Source organism: Streptomyces sp. NPDC048389, assembly GCF_040706335.1.
Classification (GTDB): domain Bacteria; phylum Actinomycetota; class Actinomycetes; order Streptomycetales; family Streptomycetaceae; genus Streptomyces.
Window position 1 is genome coordinate 126,852 of the sequence record NZ_JBEZKP010000006.1, and the last position, 16,690, is coordinate 143,541.

Consider the following 16,690-nt stretch of genomic DNA (forward strand, 5'->3'; position numbering starts at 1 on the left):
CGTACGGGCCCGGACCGGGGCGGGCAGCGGGCCGCTCATCGCCGCCCCGGCGGGTGAATCAGCGTCATGGCGGCGGAGCGGCAGGTAGATGACGTCCCGAGCCTCGCACCGGCCACCGTCGACGCATCGACGTCTCAGGTCACGGGGAAGGCACGGGCGACGGCGCCGGAGAGTCGGTGCGGGAGCGGGACTTCGAGAGGGCGCCGTCGCAACCCAGGACGACCAGGACCGACGCCGTGGCGGAACCGGCCGTGCCCGGCGCGCCGTCGCCGGAAAGCCGGGCCGTGGCCGTCCAGTTGCCCTTGCGGATGAGGAGTTGGCCGTTCTTCCCGTCGCCGGGCTCCGACACCCATCCGTGGTCCGATCGCGCCCGGGCGAACCCGGCCTTCAACCCGGCATCCGCCGTCGCCGCTTTGTGCTCCCCGCGCACATACTCGTGACACTCCACCGTGATGAGCTTCTGCGGCATCCGCTCCAGCGTGACGCCCTCGGCCTGCAGCGCAGAGGTCAGATCCGAGACCACGACGTCCACGGGCAGCGGCGGACCCGAAGAGCGCGGCGGGAGCGGGCCCTGGTCCCGCAGGACCAGCGTGCCGCAGCCGGTCGCCGTCGTCGTCAGCACGGTCACCATCAGCAGGCCCGCCAGACCTGCGCGCCCCCGTCGCAGTCGCACGTTCTCGTCCGCCCCTCTGTGCTGTTCCCGGCCGGTCAGTCTCCCACCACGCAGGACGACGGCCCGGCGGGGGCGCGGGGCGGACCGAGCCGGACCCGGGCCGGGTGCGGGACCGTGGCCGTGTCCGTCGTCGCTGTCAGACCCGGCTGCGATGGTGTCTGTATGCGCGACGGGGCGCGGAACCGTCCGAATCGGCGTCGGAGGGGGCACGGTGACGGGTCGGAACGACGGCTGGGCGAACACGGACTGGAGAAGCTGGCAGGACCACGACGACATCCGGCGGCGCCTCGACGAGGGGGCGGACCCGGAACGGTGGGGCGGGGGACGGGCCTTGCACCGGGCAGCGGTGTTCGGCTCGCCGGAAGTCGTCGCGGAACTGGCCGGACGTGTCGCGGACGTCGACGCGCTCGACGCCGGGAGCACCGCCCTGTGGGAAGCCGTCGTCGCCGGCCGGCCGGACAACGCGCGTGCTCTCGTCGACGCCGGAGCCGATCCCTGGCGGCCGTTGATGGGCGGCTGGTCGCCGGGGCGGCTCAGTCTGGCCGGACCGACGCCGGACCTGTTCGCCGTGCCGCAGGGGGAGCGGGGGCTGACGGAGGCGGAGCGCGCGACGGCACAGGAGGGCAGAAGGCTCGTCGCCGCACTGGGGGACCTCTACTACGACGGCACGGGCCTGGCGTGCGTGGCCGGTATCGACGCCGCAGAGGCGATACGGCGCCTGGAGGCGAGGCCCGCGCGCGCAGCGGAGGTGGCCGGCCTGCTGGAGGACCCGTACGAGTACGACCTGGAGGAGATCCTCCCCATCATCGGTGTGACGACCGTGCCGGGCGGCTGCGTCGTCACCCAGCCGTGGGGGTACGCACCGGCGATGACGGGCGTCCTGATCCGGCTGTCCGCCGGCACCGTCTGCTACGGCCTCTACGCCAACCCCAAGAGCGGCGACCAGGGCAGTACCGCCCGCGACGGCGTCATCGAGGGATCGGACCTTCACCCGGGCGGTGCGCCGGACGTGGGCGACACGCCGGAGGAGGTGCTCGCCTCCTATGTCTGCCATCACCACGCGGTGGCCTACTCCTGCGCCTACGCGGGCCTGCGCCCGACCGACCCTCGCCCCGTCGTCGGCCCGCCCGACATGTGGGCCGCACTCCCGCGGCGCGACTACTGGGACCACTGACGGGGTGCGGAGATACAGGGTCGGTCCGGGACCCTCCGCTGTGCCGCGACGGGCAACGGAACGGGGCCGGCCGGATTCGAACCGGCGTCCTCCCACATGCGGTGAAGGCGCGACAACCACTGCGCTACGAGCCCCGTCCCGCTCGTGATCATAAGAGCCGCGCGCGCTCCGGCGCTCCTGAGTTCTTCGGCACTTTGCACACACGGCGTCCCGAACGGGCACGGGACACCGGCCCGGACCGGGGCCCCGGAGACCCTGGGCGTACGCGGGTGGGTCGGCACCTGGAGCGCGCCGTCACGCGGTCCAGGTTGGCGCCCTGGATCCACGAGGATCCTCGCGAGTCCCAACTCCCCAGTCAATCCTAGGGTCTTATTGAGCCTTTTCAGAGTGGCCACCGATCGGGTGACGACTGCGACCGCATGCATCCGGTCTTGCCGCAGGCCGGAGAGCAGTCACCCTCAAGGCGCCGTTCACCCTGTGGAGTGGCCGCTGAAGAGGCTCATGGAAGCTACCCGAGGAATACCTTGGCACTCTGATGACTCTCGATGATCTGCGCGTCTTCGTCGCCGTATGCCGCGCCGGCAGCCTCAGCGCCGTCGCCAGGGAACTGTCCTGCACCCAGCCCGCCGTCAGCCAACAGGCCGGTGGCCCCGGCGGGCTCCGGCTCCGCACGCTGCGCACGTCCGGCAGCAGTGTCGGACGGACGCGGGGGTGCGGCGCCGACGGACGCCGAAGGCCCAGGAAGCGCTACCGGAGCTGCTCGCCCTCACCGTCGATCGGCGCCATGACGACGGCCGGCGAAGAGACCCCGGGCACCGCACTGGACGCCGGAGAGCACCCCCGGTGACCTCAGCACGGTCACCATGATGGGAGCGACGGCCGACCACATCGTCGACACCGGCAGGTCCCTCGGCCTCGACCTCGCCCTCCCCCTGGCCGTCCAGGCCCACCACCGGCGCGCGATCGACGACGGAAACGGCGGAGACAACTGGACCCGCATCATCGACGGCATCCGAGCACCACGCTGAACCGACGCCGCCGCGCTGGGAGCGGGCCCCGTGACAGCCCGCACCCCGCGCCGGGTTGAGCACCGATGCGCAGCACCTGCCGCACCCTCGGCGAGCCGGGTACGCCGCAGGACGACGCGATGCCGTCGGTCAGCGCAACGCGGCCACGGCGTCCTGGAATCGGTCCCGGACCTCGGGGAGCGGCTGGAAGCCGGCTGACGTGTAGGTGGCGACGGCGCCGACGTTGGAGCTCGGGGTGCAGACCATCGCGCTCGAGGAGCCCAGCTCCCGGAGTGCGGCCGCCGAGGCGACGGTGATCGCCTTGCCGTAGCCGTGACGGCGATGCTCCCGGTGTACGCCCATCGGTTCGAGCAACCCGGGCCTGGCACGTGCGCCTGCTCCGCCCCGATCACCTCGATACGCACATCCGGCGTCTTCACCGGCTTGGCGAGATCGCGGCGCGCGTGTACACGGCACCCGCGTACACGCACTGGGGAAGATCACAACTCCGACCCCCATCCACAGGGCCGACGCCGCGGAGCGGTACTCGCGAACGGCGAGGCCGAGCAGCAGCGCGGGCCGGCGACCGGTGCCGGCGGTGGACGTCGGCCACTGCTTCCGCCGGCCGGGCACGGCGGAAGCCGCTTCACCGGCCGTCGCGATCGTGTTCTCCGGAACCTCGCGCGCTACTCGCCGGTAGGGAATGATGGCGGGCAACCATCGACGCGTTCACGGGCGGAGCCAGCAGTGACGACTTCCGAGGAACCGACCACGGTGCACGCCTTCCGCGACGACGCCCTCGGTGAGCACGATGCCGTCGGGCTCACCGAGGCGATCCGTCGCCGCCAGATCGGCGCCGTCGAGGTCGCACGGGACGCGGCGGCGCGGGTCAGGGACGTGGAGGCTCGGCTGAACGCCGTTCAGGTGCAGCTCGACGTCCCGGCGCACGGCTACGGGGCGGGCGGTGTCTTCACCGGTGTGCCGACCTTCGTCAAGGACAACACCGACTACGCGGGGCTCCCCACCGGGCACGGCAGCGCCGCGTTCGCGCCGAGGGGCGCACGCAGGCACGCGCCGTTCACGCGGCAACTCCTGAGCACCGGCGTCACGGTGCTCGGCAAGACCCGGCTCCCGGAGTTCGGGTTCAGTCCGACCACGGAGTACGAGGACGCCGCGCCCGTCAGCAATCCGTGGCACACGGCCCACTCGGCAGGCGGCTCCTCCGGCGGCAGCGCGGCGCTCGTCGCGGCCGGAGCGGTGCCGATCGCGCACGCCAACGACGGCGGCGGCTCCATCCGTATCCCCGCCGCCTGCTGCGGCCTCGTCGGGCTGAAGCCGACGCGTGGGCGGGTCGTGGCGAACGCGCAGGGCCGTCAACTGCCGCTGGACATCGTCGCCGACGGCATCGTGAGCCGGTCCGTGCGGGACACCGCCGCGTTCCTCGCCGCAGCGGAGACGCACTGGCGCAACCCGAAGCTGCCGCCCCTCGGCCCGGTCGAGGGACCCTCACAACGGCGGCTCCGCATCGGTCTTCTGCTGGACTCGCCCAACGGGGTGCGATCCGACGCCGCCACCCGCGCGGCCGTCACGGAGACGGCGGCGACGCTCGAGCGGCTGGGACACACCGTGGAACCGGTGGAGTTGAAGCTCGACCCCCGCTTCACCGAGGACTTCCTCGCCTACTGGGGCCTGTTGTCGTTCCTGATCGGTGTCACGGGCCGCACGCTCGGCGCGGACTTCGACCGGCGCCGCATGGACGGCCTCAGCCGCGGGTTGCGTGAAACGTATCTGAAGGGCTGGCAGCGCACTCCGGGCGTGCTGCGGAGACTGAAGCGCACGAGGGAGGCGTACGCGGCGGCGTTCCGCGGTCTCGACCTGGTCCTCTCGCCCGTGCTCGCCCACACCACGCCGCCGATCGGCCATCTCAGCCCGGTCGTCCCCTATCCGGCGCTGATCGAGCGGATCCTGGCGTACGTCGCGTTCACCCCGGTCAACAACGTCGTCGGCACGCCGTCGGTCTCGGTACCCGCCACGAGCGCGACGGAGGACGGGCTGCCCATCGGCGTCATGTTCTCCGGCCGTCCCGGCGACGAACGCACCCTGCTGGAGGTCGCGTTCGCGCTGGAGGCGGACCGTCCCTTCCGGCGGATCCAGGACCTCTGAAATCGTTGCGCCCATGAGCACACCACCCGACGGGCTGCCCGTGTACCGCGTACTGACCGGCCCGGACGACGAGTCGTTCTGCCGGCGGGTGAGCGAGGCGCCGGCCCTCGGTTACGAACTGCACGAAGGCCCCGACGTCACCTTCGACGGCAAGCGGGTCGTGGTCGCCCAGGCACTGCTCTGGCCGATGCGGCACGGTCCCACCGGAGCCGGAGCCGGAGCCGGAGCCGGAGCCGGAGCCGCCGGGACCGCGGCCGGAGCCGGGAGCGGGACCGCCGCCGTGGCCGGAGCAGGCGGCGCCTGAAGCCGTGGCCTACCGCGCCGGCTTGAGTTCGGCCATCTCGTTCCAGCCCTGGCCCGGGACCTCGACGTTGATGATCTCCGGCGTGGTGGCGATCGCCGCCGCCATCGACTCCATGCCGGCCCGGAAATGGTCGGAGGCCACATGCGCCGCGCCCGCGTCGGCGTCGGCGAACGCCTCCAGGAGCGTGAACCTGTGGGGGTCGTCGACGCTGCGCGACCAGTCGTAGAAGAGGTTTCCGGGCTCGGCGCGGGTCGCGCGCGTGAAGTCGTCGACGATGTCGAGCCAGCGGTCGCTGTACTCGGGACGGACGGTGAACCTGACGGCGATGAAGATCATGCCGTCCACAGTGGCGCCACAGACACCGGACGGCCACTTCCGGCGCGCCGGATTCCGGCTCTGCCGGAAAACGGCTCTCCGCTCAGCGCAGCACGGTCGCCGCGGCCCGTGCCAGTGCCGCCCGAATCTCTGCGTGCCGGCGCCGGAAGTCCGAGGTGGGCAGCGACACCGACACCGCCTGCACCACACCGTCCGGGCCGTCGGCCGGCCGCGGCAGCGTGGTCGCCAGGCAGGTGAACTCCGGGTCCGCCTCGCCCATCGACACCGCGAGACCCTGTCCCCGTACCTGCGCGACTTCCCCCTCGAAGCGTTCGGCCGTCGTGATCGTACGGTCGGTGAACCGGCCCATGCCGTGCTCGGCGAGGTAGCGCCGCCGCGCCGCTTTCGGCAGGGCGGCGAGCAGCACCTTGCCGTGTGCGGTGGCGTGTGCCCGGGTCTCGGGTCCGGGCGGGAAGGGGTGGTTCAGGTCCGTCACCGGCACCGTGCTGTCGATCATGACGATCCGGCCGTCCCGGTAGGCCGTGAAGTACGCCTCCGCTCCGGTGGCCCGCCGCAGCCGGGGCAGCAGCTCGGCAATCTGCGGACCGATCCCCAGATGCCTCCGGTACGACCGGTGCAACGCGGCCAGCCGTGGCCCGGGAGCGTAGCCGGCAGCGGTCCGGACCAGGTGGCCGCGGGCTGTCAGCGGTCCCAGCAGGTGGTACACGGTCGACAGCGAACAGCCCAGCTGCCTGGCCAGGGCCTTCGCCCCGACCGGTCCCGGAGCGTCCGCCACGGCGTCGAGGATCTCCAGGGCGCGGTCGACCGACTGCGGTGCGGTTGGGCGTGCGGGGGCGGGGCGGGGCATGGTCACCTTCCTTCCGGGCCGTACGTGGTTTTCGAGCCTACGCGGCGGTGCGCCCGCCGCCGCTGCAGCGCTCAGCCCAGAAAATCCGTGACAGCGCGCACGAAGCGCTCACGGTCGTCGTGCCACGGGAAGTGGCCGGCTCCGGGCAGGACGACGGTCTCGGCCCGGGGGAACGCCTCGGCGGACGCGGCCACCGCCCGCGGCGGTGCGGCCACGTCGAACTCCCCGGCCAGCAACAGGGTCCGCCCTTCGAAGCCCGCCAGCACCTGGCGGGTCGCCGCCGGGGTGAAGGCGCCCTCCGCGTCGTACAGCGCCCCGGCTTCCTGGTTCCGCTGGTGCGCGCCCGCCGCCCGGTGCGCTTGGGCCGCCGCGTCCCACCGCCCGTGGGTGAATGGTGCGACGGATTCCCAGTGGCTCTGGGTCGCCCGCCCCTGAGTGACCGCCTCCAGGGCCTCGTAGGCAGCCGGGAACCACTCCTCGTCCCGCCGCAGCCGGGCCGTCTCCAAGCGGTCCTCGGCGGTGACCTGCCCGCCGACGGCTTGGGTGCCGGGCGTCACGAGCACCAGTTCCGAGACGCGCTTCGGGTGGCGGGCCGTGTAGAGCGTCGCCAACTCGGCCCCGGCCGAGTGGCCGAGGAGCCTGATCCTGTCCAGACCGAGGTGCGTGCGCAGCGCCTCGACGTCGCCGACCTGGCGGTCGCAGCGGTACGACGCCGGGTCGGCGCCGGCCTCGGATGCGCCCGTCCCACGCAGGTCGAGCCCGACAACCTGATGGCCCTTTGCCGCCAGACCGCCGAGGTCGCCGAAGTACGCGAACGCCCGCATGGGGCCGCCCGGCAGGCAGATCAGCGGCACGCCGTCACCGAAGACGTGGTAGGCGAGCACGGTGTTGTCAGGGGCGTGGAACGTGGCCATGGCCCGACCCTTTCAGCGGTCTCAGGGACAGGTCAAACGGGCCCGGTCGACAGGGCTCGAGTCCGTTGTGCGCCGACGTTATGCGGGCCGGGGCATGAGCGGGGAGTCTGTTGTGAACGGGCCGGGGCATGAACGCCGGTCCTTGATGAGTGGCCCGGTACCGGGACGGACCGGGCCGCCGTCACCTGCCGTGGAGCCCGTCTGCCGTCACTCGCCGGGAAAGCCTTCCCGGTACCGGCCGCCGTGCTGCTAACCTCCCCGCATGATCACGCACGCGTTCCGCATGATGCCCCGCAGACGGGGCTGCTGAGACGGACGAGTGACGTGCCGAGGCCCCGAGGACGGGGCCTCTTGCGTGTGTGTAGGCCGGAGCCCGCCTCGGGAGAGGAGGAGCTTCCCATGACCACCGATACACGTACGTACATCACCACGACCATCCCGTACGTCAACGCCCGCCCCCACCTGGGCTTCGCCCTCGAACTGGTGCAGGCGGACGTGCTCGCACGCCATCGCCGACAGGCCGGGGACCAGGTCCGTTTCCTCACCGGTACGGACGACAACTCCCTGAAGAACGTCCTCGCTGCCGAGGCGGAGGGCGTCGGCGTACAAGAGCTCGTGGACCGTAACGCGGCGGCGTTCGCCGGGCTGCGGGAGCCGCTGGCGCTGTCGTTCGACGACTTCATCCGCACCAGCAGCGATCCCCGCCACCGGGCCGGCGTCGAGCGCCTGTGGCGGCGGTGCGCCGACGCCGGCGACCTCTACCGCAAGCACTACGAGGGGCTGTACTGCGTCGGCTGCGAGCAGTTCTACGCCACGGAGGACCTCGTCGACGGCCGATGCCCCGACTACGGAACCGAACCTCAGCTCGTGTCCGAGGAGAACTGGTTCTTCCGACCCGACCCGACCCGGCCCGGCCCGGCTCGTGGAGGAGGACGAGCACCGCCGGTGACCGGCCCCGCCGCCCGCCCGCCGCCTTGTGCAACGGCAGGGGCGGGCAGATTCTGAAGATGATGAACCGTGCTGTGCAGGCTGCGAGCACATGGAACGTGGCGAGTGCCTGGAGGGCGTGGGAGGCGGCGGAGGACCGAGACCTCCGTGGCCCCCTCGATGTCGCCGTCGCCGCTGCGGTGGTGCTCGATGCCCGCGACACGGTGATCGGCTGGAGCCCGGCCGCCGCGGAACTGCTCGGATACCCGGCGGACGAGATCGTCGGGAAGCCCGCCGACGTGTTCCTGTGCGAACCGGACAGTGAGGGTGCGCGGGGTGAGCCGGACAGTGAGGGTGCGCGGGGTGAGCTGGACAGTGAGGGTGCGCGGGGTGAGCCGGACCGTGAGGGTGCGCGGGGTGAGCCGGACCGTGAGGGTGCGCGGGGTGAGCCGGACAGTGAGGGCGCGCTGCCCTTGGCCGCCGTCCCCGGCCACGAGACCCGTCTCGCGCGCCACCGCGACGGCCGCGTCATCCCGGTCGAGGCGGCTGCGTGCGATCTGGCCGGCGGGGGTGCCGCGGCGCGGATCCTGGTCCTCGCGGAGTCGGAGCGGCTGCGGCTGTGGGAGTCCCGGCTGGCGATGCTGGACGGACTGGCCACCCAGTCGCCGATCGGGCTGGCCATCTACGACACCGATCTCCGGCTGACCTGGGCGAACGCCGCGTCGGGCGAGGAGATCGGCCGGCCCCTCGAACAGTACCGGGGAATGCGCGCCGACGAGCTGTACCCGGGCGGCACACTGGTGACCGAGGGCCCCCCGCAGACACTGGACGGCGTCATGCGCCAGGTCCTCGAGACCGGCGCACCCGTCCTCGACGTGCACTTCCTGGGCCAGGTGCCCAGCGACCCCGGCCGCGACCACCTGTGGTCGTGCTCGTACTACCGGCTGCAGGACGCCGACGGCCGGGTGCTGGGCGTCTGCGAGGACGCGTTCGACATCACGGACCGCAAAGAGGCGCAGAGCCGGCTCGCCCTGCTGGTGGCGGCCGGACGCAGTGTCGGCACCAGCCTGGACGCGGTGGTCACGGCACGGGAGCTCGCCGGTGTGGCGGTCCCGGGCTTCGCCCCCGAGGTGGACGTCGATCTGGCGCCGTGGGTGCTCCAGGGCGGGGACCCGGCGGACGGCTGGGGGCAGCGGGGCGGCTTCCTCAGGGTCACGTCGAGGTCGGGGGGCGCGTCGCGTCGCGTCGTCGAATACCCGCCCGGCTCCCCCCAGCTGCGCAGCCTGTCCTCCGGCGGCCGGGTGGTCGTGGAGAACGTGCTCGTCGTGCCGTTGCGCGTCGGCGAAGGGCTGCTGGGTCTCGTCACCTTCACCCGTACGGGGCCAGGGGCCGTCTTCGACAACGGAGAGGTGGCGCTCGCCGACGAGCTGGTGGCGCGCGCGGCGGTGTCCATCGACAACGCCCGCCGCTTCACGCGCGAACACACCGCCGCCCTCACCCTGCAGCGCGAACTCCTTCCGCAGCATCTGCCCCGGCACTCGGCGGTCGAGTTCGCCCACCGCTATCTGCCCACCGACGACGTCACCGGGGTGGGGGGCGACTGGTTCGACGTCATCCCGCTCTCCGGAGCCCGCGTCGGCCTGGCCGTGGGTGACGTCGTCGGGCACGGACTGCCCGCCGCGGCCACCATGGGACGGCTGCGCACCACGGTCGAAGCTCTCGCCAAACTCGACATGGCCCCGGACGAGCTGCTCACGCGGCTGGACGACCTGGTGGTCCCCGCGCCGGACACACAACCGGCGGAGTCCGGCGGCGACCGCCCCGGTACGACGGCGGGCACACCGGTCGCCGGGGGACCGCATCCCGACGTGACCACCGGCGCGACCTGCCTTTACGCGATCTACGACCCGGTGTCCGGGCGCTGCACCATGGCCCGGGCGGGGCATCTGCCGCCGGCGGTCGTGCGCCCCGGCGGCTCGTGCTCCTTTCCCGAGCTTCCGCAGGGGCCGCCGCTCGGGCTGGGCGGACTGCCGTTCGAGGCGACGGACCTGGAGCTGCCGGCGGGCAGTCTGCTCGCCCTGTACACCGACGGTCTGGTGGAAACGCGGGACCGCGACATCGACGAGGGGCTCGAGACTCTGGGGCGTGTCCTGGCCGACCACCGCGACGTGCCGCTTGAGGATCTGTGCGACCGGGTGGTGGCCGCTCTGCTGCCCGGCGGTACGACCGCCGACGACACGGCCCTCCTCCTCGTCCGCACGCGCGAGCTGGACGCCGGGCAGGTGGCGGTGTGGGAACTGGCGGCGGAAGCGGTCGCGGTTGGTCACGCACGGGAACTCGTCACCGGGCAACTGGACGCGTGGGGCCTCGACGCGATGGCGTTCGAGACCGAACTCGTCGTCAGCGAACTCGTCACCAACGCGGTCCGCTACGCCGAGGGGCCGCTGCAGATCCGCCTCATCCGCGACCGGACCCTGCTGTGCGAGGTCGCGGACGCCGGCCACACCTCCCCGCATCTGCGGTACAGCTCGGCCGAGGACGAGGGCGGCCGGGGCCTGTTCATCGTCGCTCAGCTGGTCCAGCGGTGGGGCACCCGCTACAGCCGCTCCGGCAAGACGATCTGGACGGAACAGGGGCTCCCCGACGGTGGGGCGCAGAGCCCGGGGGAGGGCTGAGGCGGGCCGGCCGGCGGGGCAGGGCAGGTCAGCCGGCGGGCTTGTCCCAGACCGGGACGTGCTGACGGCTCTCGCTCGTGAACGCCTCGCCCGTCCAGCCGTCCCACCGGTCGCGCAGCCGCAGACCGGCGAGCTCGCCCATCAGGTCGAGTTCCGCCGGCCAGACGTGTCTGAAGGGGATCGACCGGTACTCGCCGCGACCGTCGACGACCTCGACGTAGTTCGAGCTCATCGCCTGCGTGGCGGTGTCGTAGAGGTCGAACGCCCACCGTGTGGGGCTCACATGGAACGGAACGGTGTCCTGGCCGTGCGGCAGGCTCCGCAGATCCGGGACCCACCTCGATGATGAAGCAGCCGCCGGGCTCGAGATGAGCCGCCACGTTGCGGAAGCATGCCACCTGCGCCGCCTGCGTCGTCAGGTTCATGATCGTGTTGAAGACGAGGTACGCGACACAGAACGTGCCGTCCGCCCGCGCCGTCGCGAAGTCGCCGATCGTCACGCCGATCGCGTCACCGCCCGGCTTGGCGCGCATGCGGGCGACCATCGCCCGCGACATGTCGATCCCGTGGACCGGCACCCCGCGGGCGGCCAGCGGCAGCGCGATACGGCCCGTCCCGACGCCCGGTTCAAGGGCCCGGCCGTCACCGGCGAGTCCCGCCAGGACGTCCACCGCCGGGCCCACGCGGCCGGGGGCGAACATGTCCGCCGACGACTCGTCGTAGGCCGTGGCGACCCGAGCTCCGAAAAGACCGTCGTTGTCGTCGTCCATGGCCGGCACGGTACTGCGGACGTACCCGGATGTGCGCCGGCTTTTCCGAGCCGCGACCCGCCGCCGGCGATCCGGCCGCAACACGGTTTGCCGTTACGGCCGTCGGCGACGAGTACAGGCCACTACACTCGGCCCCCGCGATTACGGGGAGGGTGTCATGACACAACGCTCTGTCACGCCGGATCCTCCCTTCACGGGCTGGGAGGACGCCGCTGAGGAGGCTGTCTACCGGAAGGCGGTCGACGCCTGCCTGAACAGCCCGCAGATGGGGCGCCGGCTGGAAGCGCGGCCGACCGTCACCGCGGAGACGGTCCGAGCGGCCATGCATCTGAACGCCAACGTGGAGCGCGCGCTGGGGCGGTGCCGCAACAGTCACCTGACGTACCGGGAGGTGAAGCAAGTGCTGGCGGAGGCCAGACTGGGGGTGGCCGGGGCTCGGGCGGACGTCGTGCTGGATCTGCGCACCTACTGCGCCTGGTTCTGTCTGCTGGCGACGCTGACCACGGTCGGCTGGATCGTTCTGTTCAGCACCTTGCCGAAAGAGCTGGATGCGCTCGTGGCCCTGGGTGTGGGCGTCTTGCTCGCACCTCCTGCCCTCTGGGTCTGGAGCAGTGTGCCGGCACGTTGGAACCTGGCGGCGCAGCTGGTCGTGCTGGTCGGAGGCGTCGGTATCCCCCTACTCGCCGTGCGTCTGCGAATGGCGACCGCGCAGTGGGCCTACGACCTGCAGAACAACGGCACCCGGCCCGTCATGCTTCTGGTGACCGAGGCACTCCTCGGTGACGACCCGCATTCGGTCCTGCTGCCGGAGAACTACGATGGGTTGCGGTCTTCGCACGGGGCCGAGTACGTGGTGCCTGCCGCCGCGGCCCGGGAGCTCGAACACAAGCTGTCCCTCCTCTCGGGCGGGACGATCGCACTCTGCGGACCCCGGGGTGTCGGCAAGACCACGCTGCTCGACGGTTGTGTCCGGGAACACGACTTCGCCGTGCGGGTCGCCGTGCCCGCCGCGTACACGCCCTACGACTTCGTGCTCGCCGTCTGTATCCGGACCTGCGAGGACTGGATCAGACACGCCGGTTACGAGGTGCCGCAGCTCGCGCGCCTCTCCGGATGGGTGCGCTTACGGCGCCGGGCCGGGAACGCGGTTCGCTCCCTGCGGCGCCGGCTCTTCTTCGCCGTGCCCGCGGCCGCCCTCGTCGTCCTCGGTTCTGCGGCGGCGGCCCGCTCGGCGTGGGACCGGCACCACGGCGCCCTGGGGGCGTGGACCGAGACGCTGTGGCACTGGTCCGACGGGCAGATCCAGGCGGTCTGGCACGGGGAGCGCGTCGGCGCCGGGTTGCTCGTCACCTGCGCCGGCCTCTTCCTCTGGCATCTGCGGACGTCCGAGAGGTGGCGTCACCGGCTGCGCGCCGTGCCGGGGCTGCTTCTGCTCCTGGCGGGACTGGTCCTGCTGGCCGGTCCCTTCGTCAGCCTGGGGTTCGACCCCGCTGTGCGGGATCACGTGGCCGCTCTCCGACCGCAGTTCGTCCTCGGCGAAGTGTTCGTGTTGCTGCTGACCGCGCTCTTCGGATTGATCCGTTCCCTGGGTATTGAGGTGGAGATCCAGGGACACCGGATCCGTGTCCACCGGTTCGCCCTGGCGGCGGCACTGGGCTGTGCGGCCCTGGCCGGATTCCTGCTGCTCTGGAACCAGCACTCGTACGCGCTGCTCGTCGAGGGCGGGAATCCGGTCCGGCTTGCGTCCTTCGTCGTCGGTCTGCTGTTGCTGCGGCTCTCGCGGTGGCGGACCAGGGCCGCCGAGCCTGCGCTGGTGAGGCAGTGCCGCGACCAGCTGTACCAGCTGAGGACCGTTCAGAGCACATCGGCCGCACTCACCCTCGGTGTTGCGCAGATGGCGAGCCCGGCGGGTGCGCACACGTCGGCACTCTCCAGCGTCCCGCCCAGTTTTCCCCAACTGGTCGACGGCTTCCGGGCCGTGCTGACGGGCATAGCCGTCCAGACGCACATGCAGGGCGGCAGGACGCTGGTGTGCATCGACGAGCTCGACCGTCTGGGCTCCGACCTCCAGGCGCTCGCCTTCCTCAGTGAGGTCAAGGCGATCCTCGGTGTTCCCCGAGTCCACTACGTGATCTCCGTCGCCGAGGACGTGGGAGCGGCGTTCGTCCGCAGAGGAATGCCCCACCGTGATGCGACGGACAGCTCGCTGGACGACGTCGTCCATGTGCGACCGGGGGATCTCGAGGAGTCCACAGCCATCATGGACAGGCGGGCGCCCGGGCTCACCCGGCCGTATGTGCTGCTGGCCCACGCACTGTCCGGCGGTGTGCCGCGCGACCTCATCCGCTACGGCCGGCGCATCATCGAACTGCACGAGAGCACCCGTTCCGTCGAACTGGCGGACATCTCCTGCCTCATCGTCGTCGAAGAGCTGTCGGACACCCTGACCGGCTTTCGCGCGCTCCTGGCGAAGCAGCCGTTGAGTGCCCTGAACGCCGATGTGCTGACCGGCTGCCGCAACGTCATGGAGCACCTGCGTCATAGCTGTCCGCACCGGACGGAGGGTCTGCTGCACACACTGGAGGTCTTCGCCGCTCTGGGGTCGTCGGGGACTTCCGGCGCGCCCCCACTGCCCGAGGCGGCCAGGCAGCTCATCGACGAAGCCTCGGCCTACGTGTACTTCGCCCTCACACTGCTCCAGGTGTTCACGCCGCCGGCGTTCGAGCAGCGGAGCACGGCCGCTCTGCGCAGCACTCCTGACGGCCACCCCCAGGTACTGGCCGAGGCGCGGCTCGAGCTCATCGTCTCCCCGCACAGCACGCGCATCGTGATCGACACCGTGCGCCGTGCGTGGGGCCTGCCGGCTCTGACCGCCCCGGCCCCGCCGGTCAGCGTGATCCCGGCCCCGCGCCGCGGTCAGCGGTGCGCTGTCGCCGGCTGCGCCCGGTCGAGGTATTCGTAGCCGCTCCCGGTACCGCACAGCACCGGGGCCGCCCGGCGCACCGCCCCCGGTGCTGTGCGGTACCGGGGGCGGTGCGTCAGGCGGTGGGCCGGGTCAGCCGGCGAGTTGCTCGTACGCGGGAAGGGTGAGGAAGTCCTCGTAGTTCTCGTCGAGGGCGACCTTCAGCAGCAGATCGTGGGCCTGCTGCCAGTTGCCTGCCTCGAAGGTCTCCGCGCCGATCTCCTCGCGGATGGCGGCCAGCTCCTCCGCCGCGACCTTCCGTGCCAGTTCGGGCGTGGCGAGTTCGCCGTTCTCGAAGACGACGCCCGCGTTGATCCACTGCCAGATCTGGGAGCGGGAGATCTCCGCCGTCGCCGCGTCCTCCATCAGGTTGAAGATCGCGACGGCGCCGAGGCCGCGCAGCCACGCCTCGATGTACCGGATGCCGACCTGGACGGCGTTGCGCAGGCCCTCGTAGGTGGGGTCGGCGTCGAGCGAGTCGATGGCGATCAGGTCGCCCGGCGCGACGGTGACGTCCTCGCGCAGCCGGTCCTTCTGGTTCGGCCTGTCGCCGAGGACCGCGTCGAAGGAGGCCATCGCGATCGGCACGAGGTCCGGGTGGGCGACCCAGGAGCCGTCGAAACCGTCGCCGGCCTCGCGGTCCTTGTCGGCCTTGACCTTCTCGAAGGCGATCTTGTTGACTTCCGCGTCGCGGCGCGAGGGGATGAAGGCCGCCATGCCGCCGATCGCGTGCGCGCCGCGCTTGTGGCAGGTGCGCACGAGCAGTTCGGTGTACGCCCGCATGAACGGGGCGGTCATCGTCACCGCGTTGCGGTCCGGGAGGACGAACTTCTCGCCGCCGTCACGGAAGTTCTTGACGATGGAGAACAGATAGTCCCAGCGGCCGGCGTTCAGGCCGGAGGCGTGGTCGCGGAGTTCGTAGAGGATCTCCTCCATCTCGTACGCCGCGGTGATCGTCTCGATCAGGACGGTCGCGCGGACGGTGCCCTGCGGGACGCCCACGTAGTCCTGTGCGAAGACGAAGATGTCGTTCCACAGCCGGGCCTCGAGGTGCGACTCCGTCTTCGGCAGGTAGAAGTACGGGCCCTTGCCGAGGTCCAGCAGCCGCTTGGCGTTGTGGAAGAAGTACAGGCCGAAGTCGACCAGGGCGCCGGGCACGGGTGTGCCGTCGAGCGTCAGGTGGCGCTCGGCGAGGTGCCAGCCGCGGGGCCGCATCACGACCGTCGCGAGCTCCTCTGCGGGCTTGAGGTTGTACGACTTGCCGGACTTCGGGTCGGTGAAGTCGATCCGGCGCTCGTACGCGTCGATGAGATTGAGCTGGCCGAGGACGACGTTCTCCCAGGTGGGGGCGGACGCGTCCTCGAAGTCGGCGAGCCAGACCCTCGCACCCGAGTTCAGGGCGTTGATGGTCATCTTCCGGTCCGTGGGCCCGGTGATCTCCACGCGGCGGTCGTTCAGGGCCGCGGGCGCCGGGGCGACCTTCCAGGAGTCGTCCGCGCGGATCGCGGCGGTCTCCGGGAGGAAGTCCAGCGTGGACGTACGGGCGATCTCGGCGCGGCGCTCTGCGCGGCGGGCGAGCAACTCGTCACGGCGCGGGGTGAAGCGCCGGTGCAACTCGGCCACGAACGCGAGGGCCGCCTCGTTAAGGACCTCTTCCTGCCGGGGCAGGGGCTCGGCATCGACGATTGCCAGCGGGGACGGCGCTGGTGCGGACATGAGCTGTCACTTCCTTCGCGAGCTTCACGGGCTGTGCGCGGACCCGCCGTGCGGCCGCCGGTTCGCCGCTGGACGGCACTGAGTGCCAGGGGCTCCGGTGTACGGCCGAGGGCGCCGTCCGAGCGGTCAGGCGCTTCTGAACAGTGGATAGTAGTTACCGCATAGTGGAAGTTCAATGGTTTGTTGATATCGAGATTCTCCGGGTCGACAGAAGGTGGCGCA

Annotated in this window: 12 protein-coding genes, 1 tRNA gene and 5 pseudogenes; 10 read left to right on the top strand and 8 right to left on the bottom strand. The window is 71.7% G+C overall.

All coding sequences use genetic code 11. The annotated features are described in order from the left end of the window. Positions 1 to 139: 139 nt before the first annotated feature. Positions 140 to 673: a hypothetical protein gene (locus tag AB0903_RS07065; RefSeq protein ID WP_366699787.1), complete on the bottom strand. Its 534-nt coding sequence runs from the start codon at positions 671 to 673 to the stop codon at positions 140 to 142. Between the two features lie 211 nt (positions 674 to 884). Between AB0903_RS07065 and AB0903_RS07070 the strand changes: the two genes are divergently transcribed. Beyond that, positions 885 to 1,847: an ankyrin repeat domain-containing protein gene (locus AB0903_RS07070; RefSeq protein ID WP_366699789.1), complete on the top strand. Its 963-nt coding sequence runs from the start codon at positions 885 to 887 to the stop codon at positions 1,845 to 1,847. 61 nt (positions 1,848 to 1,908) lie between these two features. On the opposite strand, the gene AB0903_RS07075 is transcribed toward AB0903_RS07070, so the two are convergent. Continuing rightward, positions 1,909 to 1,982 (bottom strand) — tRNA-Ala (locus tag AB0903_RS07075). Positions 1,983 to 2,382: 400 nt separating this feature from the next. On the opposite strand from AB0903_RS07075, the pseudogene AB0903_RS07080 reads away from it, so the two are divergent. Together AB0903_RS07080 and AB0903_RS07085 are read left to right on the top strand one after the other, a co-directional pair. Then, positions 2,383 to 2,484: pseudogene (locus tag AB0903_RS07080) on the top strand (LysR family transcriptional regulator); the annotation flags it as partial. Between the two features lie 98 nt (positions 2,485 to 2,582). Next, positions 2,583 to 2,875: pseudogene (locus AB0903_RS07085) on the top strand (NAD(P)-dependent oxidoreductase); the annotation flags it as partial. A 129-nt stretch (positions 2,876 to 3,004) separates the two neighbouring features. Here AB0903_RS07085 and AB0903_RS07090 read toward each other — a convergent pair. After that, positions 3,005 to 3,238 (bottom strand): annotated as a pseudogene (locus AB0903_RS07090) (GNAT family N-acetyltransferase); the annotation flags it as partial. Positions 3,239 to 3,601: 363 nt separating this feature from the next. Here AB0903_RS07090 and AB0903_RS07095 point away from each other — a divergent pair. Continuing rightward, complete coding sequence (locus tag AB0903_RS07095) at positions 3,602 to 5,017, top strand: amidase (protein ID WP_366699791.1); 1,416 nt, start codon at positions 3,602 to 3,604, stop codon at positions 5,015 to 5,017. Between the two features lie 13 nt (positions 5,018 to 5,030). Further along, positions 5,031 to 5,321, top strand: a complete 291-nt coding sequence (locus tag AB0903_RS07100; protein ID WP_366699793.1) for a DUF1737 domain-containing protein — start codon at positions 5,031 to 5,033, stop codon at positions 5,319 to 5,321. 9 nt (positions 5,322 to 5,330) lie between these two features. Here the strand turns inward: AB0903_RS07100 and AB0903_RS07105 are convergent, their stop codons facing one another. From AB0903_RS07105 to AB0903_RS07115, 3 genes are all read right to left on the bottom strand, one after another. Next, positions 5,331 to 5,657, bottom strand: a complete 327-nt coding sequence (locus AB0903_RS07105) for a putative quinol monooxygenase (protein ID WP_366699795.1) — start codon at positions 5,655 to 5,657, stop codon at positions 5,331 to 5,333. Positions 5,658 to 5,739: 82 nt separating this feature from the next. After that, positions 5,740 to 6,504 (bottom strand): IclR family transcriptional regulator, encoded by a 765-nt coding sequence (locus tag AB0903_RS07110; protein WP_366699797.1) that lies wholly within the window; start codon positions 6,502 to 6,504, stop codon positions 5,740 to 5,742. A 71-nt stretch (positions 6,505 to 6,575) separates the two neighbouring features. After that, complete coding sequence (locus AB0903_RS07115; protein ID WP_366699799.1) at positions 6,576 to 7,418, bottom strand: alpha/beta hydrolase; 843 nt, start codon at positions 7,416 to 7,418, stop codon at positions 6,576 to 6,578. Between the two features lie 399 nt (positions 7,419 to 7,817). Between AB0903_RS07115 and AB0903_RS07120 the strand changes: the two genes are divergently transcribed. The 4 genes and pseudogenes from AB0903_RS07120 (at position 7,818) to AB0903_RS07135 (ending at position 11,020) form a co-directional block, all read left to right on the top strand. Next, positions 7,818 to 8,423, top strand: a complete 606-nt coding sequence (locus AB0903_RS07120; protein ID WP_366699801.1) for a class I tRNA ligase family protein — start codon at positions 7,818 to 7,820, stop codon at positions 8,421 to 8,423. 5 nt (positions 8,424 to 8,428) lie between these two features. Further along, positions 8,429 to 8,668, top strand: a pseudogene (locus AB0903_RS07125) (PAS domain-containing protein); the annotation flags it as partial. Between the two features lie 58 nt (positions 8,669 to 8,726). Continuing rightward, positions 8,727 to 9,050: a hypothetical protein gene (locus AB0903_RS07130; protein WP_366699905.1), complete on the top strand. Its 324-nt coding sequence runs from the start codon at positions 8,727 to 8,729 to the stop codon at positions 9,048 to 9,050. After that, on the top strand, positions 8,984 to 11,020 hold the full coding sequence (locus AB0903_RS07135; protein ID WP_366699907.1) for a SpoIIE family protein phosphatase: 2,037 nt from the start codon (positions 8,984 to 8,986) through the stop codon (positions 11,018 to 11,020). The genes AB0903_RS07130 and AB0903_RS07135 overlap by 67 nt, the downstream gene beginning before the upstream one ends. 28 nt (positions 11,021 to 11,048) lie before the next feature. Here the strand turns inward: AB0903_RS07135 and AB0903_RS07140 are convergent. Continuing rightward, positions 11,049 to 11,790: pseudogene (locus AB0903_RS07140) on the bottom strand (class I SAM-dependent methyltransferase). 157 nt (positions 11,791 to 11,947) lie between these two features. On the opposite strand from AB0903_RS07140, the gene AB0903_RS07145 reads away from it, so the two are divergent. Then, positions 11,948 to 14,752 (top strand): hypothetical protein, encoded by a 2,805-nt coding sequence (locus AB0903_RS07145; RefSeq protein WP_366699803.1) that lies wholly within the window; start codon positions 11,948 to 11,950, stop codon positions 14,750 to 14,752. Between the two features lie 93 nt (positions 14,753 to 14,845). Here AB0903_RS07145 and aceB read toward each other — a convergent pair whose 3' ends face one another. After that, the gene (gene aceB, locus AB0903_RS07150) at positions 14,846 to 16,468 is read right to left on the bottom strand and encodes a malate synthase A (RefSeq protein WP_366699805.1); all 1,623 of its coding nucleotides are present in this window, start codon (positions 16,466 to 16,468) and stop codon (positions 14,846 to 14,848) included. Between the last annotated feature and the right edge of the window lie 222 nt (positions 16,469 to 16,690).

What these genes read in the sequence shown, in the direction of transcription:
- AB0903_RS07100 (WP_366699793.1), top strand. Translation starts at nt 5,031, where the DNA reads ATGAGCACACCACCCGACGGGCTGCCCGTGTACCGCGTACTGACCGGC.
- AB0903_RS07105 (WP_366699795.1), bottom strand. Translation starts at nt 5,657, where the DNA reads ATGATCTTCATCGCCGTCAGGTTCACCGTCCGTCCCGAGTACAGCGAC.
- AB0903_RS07110 (WP_366699797.1), bottom strand. Translation starts at nt 6,504, where the DNA reads ATGCCCCGCCCCGCCCCCGCACGCCCAACCGCACCGCAGTCGGTCGAC.
- AB0903_RS07115 (WP_366699799.1), bottom strand. Translation starts at nt 7,418, where the DNA reads ATGGCCACGTTCCACGCCCCTGACAACACCGTGCTCGCCTACCACGTC.
- AB0903_RS07120 (WP_366699801.1), top strand. Translation starts at nt 7,818, where the DNA reads ATGACCACCGATACACGTACGTACATCACCACGACCATCCCGTACGTC.
- AB0903_RS07135 (WP_366699907.1), top strand. Translation starts at nt 8,984, where the DNA reads ATGCTGGACGGACTGGCCACCCAGTCGCCGATCGGGCTGGCCATCTAC.
- AB0903_RS07145 (WP_366699803.1), top strand. Translation starts at nt 11,948, where the DNA reads ATGACACAACGCTCTGTCACGCCGGATCCTCCCTTCACGGGCTGGGAG.
- aceB (WP_366699805.1), bottom strand. Translation starts at nt 16,468, where the DNA reads ATGTCCGCACCAGCGCCGTCCCCGCTGGCAATCGTCGATGCCGAGCCC.